This is a genomic window from Micrococcus sp., from assembly GCF_030523875.1.
GTDB lineage: Bacteria > Actinomycetota > Actinomycetes > Actinomycetales > Micrococcaceae > Micrococcus.
In genome coordinates, this window is sequence record NZ_JAUNHR010000040.1 from 16,433 (window position 1) to 20,389 (window position 3,957).

The 3,957-nt window shown below is 72.5% G+C and carries 4 protein-coding genes and 1 tRNA gene; all 5 read left to right on the forward strand.

All coding sequences use genetic code 11. The features are described 5' to 3' along the window. Positions 1-663: GTP-binding protein (locus Q4D18_RS06860; protein ID WP_303126764.1), on the forward strand; the 663-nt coding region annotated here is incomplete at its 5' end. Positions 664-722: 59 nt separating this feature from the next. Beyond that, on the forward strand, positions 723-1,244 hold the full coding sequence (locus tag Q4D18_RS06865) for a hypothetical protein (RefSeq protein WP_303126765.1): 522 nt from the start codon (positions 723-725) through the stop codon (positions 1,242-1,244). A 388-nt stretch (positions 1,245-1,632) separates the two neighbouring features. Further along, positions 1,633-1,709, forward strand: a tRNA-Pro gene (locus Q4D18_RS06870). 221 nt (positions 1,710-1,930) lie between these two features. Continuing rightward, positions 1,931-3,343 carry a peptide MFS transporter gene (locus Q4D18_RS06875; RefSeq protein WP_303126770.1) on the forward strand — a complete coding sequence of 471 codons (1,413 nt, stop codon included), beginning with the start codon at positions 1,931-1,933 and terminating at the stop codon, positions 3,341-3,343. Positions 3,344-3,437: 94 nt separating this feature from the next. Beyond that, entirely contained in the window at positions 3,438-3,824 is a 387-nt protein-coding gene (gene gcvH, locus Q4D18_RS06880) for a glycine cleavage system protein GcvH (RefSeq protein WP_303126767.1), read from the forward strand. The last annotated feature ends 133 nt before the right edge of the window (positions 3,825-3,957 follow it).

Below are 3,957 nucleotides of genomic sequence, written 5' to 3' on the forward strand. Positions count from 1 at the left end.
GAGCTGGGCGGGCGGCTGTGGCGCTTCGTGGACACCGCCGGCATCCGGCGCCGTCAGCACATGGCGCACGGCGCGGACTACTACGCGTCCCTGCGCACCGCCGCGGCCATGGACCGCGCCGAGGTGGCCGTCGTGCTGCTGGAGGCACCCCACGTGATCTCCGAGCAGGACGTGCGCATCATCCAGCTCGCCCTGGAGTCCGGCCGCGCCCTCGTGCTGGCCTACAACAAGTGGGACCAGATGGACGAGGAGCGCCGTCACCAGCTGGAGAAGGAGATCGACCGGGACCTCGCCCACGTGGCGTGGGCGCCGCGCGTGAACATCTCCGCGCTCACCGGCTGGCACAAGGACCGCCTCGTCCCCGCACTGGACACAGCCCTGGAGTCCTGGGACCGGCGCATCCCCACCGGCAAGCTGAACGCGTTCCTGGGCGAGCTCGTGGCGGCGCACCCGCATCCGCTGCGGGGCGGCAAGCAGCCGCGCATCCTGTTCGCGACCCAGGCCTCCACGCGCCCGCCCACGTTCGTGCTGTTCACGACCGGCTTCCTGGACCCGGGGTACCGCCGGTTCATCGTGCGCCGCCTGCGGGAGACCTTCGGGTTCGAGGGGACGCCCATCGAGATCGGCATGCGCATCCGGGAGAAGCGCGCCCGGCGCCGCTGAGCGCCGCCCTCGGGGCCCGGTCCAGGCGTCGCCCAGGCCGGGCCCCTACCCTGGGGACCATGACGACGACGCCCCGCCCCCGCACCACCGCCTCCCTCGCCGTCCTCGCCGCCGCCGCCCTCCTGCTGACCGGCTGCGGCGCCGACGAGGAGACCGCCGAGCTGCGCGAGTCCCTCAGCAGCGCCGAGGAGCGCCTGTCCAGCGCCGAGGCGCGGATCGACACCCTGCAGGACGAGGTGGACCGGATCCCGGACACCGAGGAGCTGCGCAGTCAGGCCGGCGCGGCCGTGTCCAGCGCGGTGGGGCGCGCCGAGGACGCGGTGTCCTCCCTCGGCTCCGACGCCGAGGACGCGGCGCGCGAGGCCGTGGACTCGTTGCCGGACCTCCCCTCCGCCGAGCAGATCGAGCAGACCGGCCAGGAGGGCCGGGACATGGTCGTGGACCTGGCCGAGGGAGCCCTGCCCGAGGACCCCGCCGAGCTCGAGCGCCGGCTGCAGGAGGCCGCGGACCGCGTCCGGGACCGCATCCCCGATCTGGAGGACGTCGAGTTCCGGGTGGGGGACCGCTCCTTCACCTTCTGAGCCCGCTCCGGCGACCCTCGTCGGGGACGTCTGCCGGAGGGGGTGTCCGAGGCGGGTCGCGCCGTGGTATTTTTCTGCCGTACGCGTGACTGTCCGTCCGCGAGCGCCTCTGAGGCGTGGACCGGCGGACGTCGGCAGACCTCCCGCTCCGGTGCTCCTGGTGAGGCCGGGGCGGAAGCCGGGGGACTCTCGGTCGGGTCGTCCCCGGATCAGGGATAAGGGGTTCACGTCCACGAAGAGGACGTGGGCCCCTTGTTCATGCCCGGAGGCAGGTCCGGGGGGCGGGTCCCCGCGTCCGCCCCGGCCGTGCCGACGCCGATTCGTCCGGGGCGGCGCTCATGCGCTACACTCATCTGGTGCGAAAGACGCGGGAGACCGCGTCCGATCACGGGCTATGGCGCAGGTTGGTAGCGCGCTTGACTGGGGGTCAAGAGGTCGTGGGTTCAAATCCCGCTAGCCCGACCAGCACACACCGAGAGCCGGTCCCTGCGGGGCCGGCTCTCGCCATTTCCGGGGCCTGTGCGTCCACGTGATCGACGTCACCCCATGTCAGGCGGGACATCGGACGTGGGGTGGAGCACAGTGGACCGGTGATCCGACAGACAGACAGCGGCGCCCCGTCGGCGTCCCACGCAGCCCCACCCGCCCCCGACGGCACCGGGACGGTCGACACCGGCCGGCGGTTCCTGGGCCAGCCCGGCCCGCTCGCCAACCTGTTCTCCGTGGAGATGTGGGAGCGGTTCTCCTTCTACGGCATGCAGGTCATGCTGGTCTTCTACATGTACTGGGAGGCCTCCCGCGGCGGCCTGGGCATCGACCAGGGCGTGGCCACCGGCATCGTGGGCGCGTACGGCGGCATGGTGTACGTGTTCTGCATCCTCGGCGGCTGGGTCGCCGACCGGATCCTGGGCTCCGAGAAGACCATGTTCCTCTCCGGCCTGCTCATCATGGGCGGCCACATCGCGCTCGCCCTGGTGCCCGGTGTCCCCGGCCTGATCCTGGGCCTGGTCCTGGTGGCGGTGGGCTCGGGCGGCCTGAAGGCCAACGTGTCCAACCTCGTGGGCTCGCTCTACTCCCACGACGACCCCCGCCGTGACGCCGGCTTCTCGGTCTTCTACATGGGCGTGAACATCGGCGCCCTGATCGGCCCGCTGCTCACCGGCGCGGCCCGTCAGGCGTGGGGCTTCCACGTGGGCTTCGGCATCGCCGCCGTCGGCATGGCGATCGGCCTGACCCAGTACGCCCTGACCCGTCACCGCCTGCCCGCCTCCGTGCACCGGGTCCCGGACCCGCTGCGCCCCGGCCAGCTCGGCCGGGTGCTGCTGGGCGCGGCCGCCGTCGTCGCGGCGATCGTGGTCCTGTTCCTCACCGGCGTCGTGAACGTCGGGAACCTGGCCGACGCCGTCGTGGTGCTCTCCGCCGTGGCCGCCCTGGCGATCTTCACCCTCCTGCTGACCTCGCCCAAGGTCTCCGCCGAGGAGCGCTCGCGCGTGCGCGCCTTCATCCCGCTGTTCGTGGGCTCGGCCGTGTTCTTCGCGCTGTTCCAGCAGCAGTTCACGGTGATCGCGATCTACTCGGAGACCCGCCTGGACCGCGACGTCGCCGGGTGGACCGTCCCCATGGAGTGGGTCAACTCCATCAACCCGGTGTTCATCATCCTGCTCGCCCCGCTGTTCGCCGTGCTGTGGACGCGTCTGGGGCGGCGCCAGCCGTCCACCCCGGTGAAGTTCGGCATCGGCATCGTCCTGATCGGCCTGGCGTTCCTGCTGTTCATCCCGGTCGCGGACGTCCTGCGGGTGCCGCTGCTCTGGCTCACGCTGATCCTGCTCGTGGCCACCCTCGGCGAGCTCATGGTCTCCCCGGTCGGGCTGTCCCTGTCCACCAAGCTCGCCCCCGCGGCCTTCCCCGTCATGATGGTGGCCCTGTACAACCTGTCCGTGGCGCTGGGATCGGCGGCGGCGGGCTCGCTCGCCGGCTCGTACTCCCAGGAGAACGAGGTGGCCTACTTCGGCACCATCGGCGCCGTCACCGTGGGCGTCGGCCTCGTGATGCTGGCGATCGCCCGCCCGGTGCGCCGCGGCATGCGCGGCGTGCTGTGACGGGGCGACGCGCGGGCGCTGGCGCGGCACACGGCCCGCTCGGTACCCTGCAGACCGACACCACCTGTCCGACCACCGAGAAGGGGACCCACCCATGAGCAGCATCCCTGAGGGCCTGAAGTACTCCGCCGACCACGAGTGGCTCCAGAAGGCCGACACCGACGGCGTCGTCCGCGTGGGCATCACCGACTTCGCCCAGGACGCCCTGGGCGACGTGGTCTACGTCGACCTCCCCGAGGTCGGCTCCGAGGTCTCGGCCGGCGCCGCCGTCGGCGAGGTGGAGTCCACCAAGTCCGTCTCGGACATCATCTCCCCGGTCTCCGGCACCGTGGCCGCCGTCAACGAGGACCTCGACGGCGAGCCCGGCCTGGTCAACACCGCCCCCTACGAGGGCGGCTGGCTGTTCGAGGTCACCCTCTCGGACGAGGCCGAGCTCGACACCCTGATGGACGCCGAGGGCTACACCTCGCACGTCAGCTGAACCACCCCTCCCACCGCCCCGTCGACCCTCGACGGGGCGGTGCCGTCTGAGGCGCGCGCCCCGGGGGGCCCGGGGCGCGCCCGCCCCAGCACACGAGCCCCCCCCCAGTCCCCCCCCCGCCCCCGGCCCCGCC

Coding starts and splice junctions, on each gene's coding strand:
- gcvH (WP_303126767.1), top strand. CDS start 3,438: ATGAGCAGCATCCCTGAGGGCCTGAAGTACTCCGCCGACCACGAGTGG.
- Q4D18_RS06865 (WP_303126765.1), top strand. CDS start 723: ATGACGACGACGCCCCGCCCCCGCACCACCGCCTCCCTCGCCGTCCTC.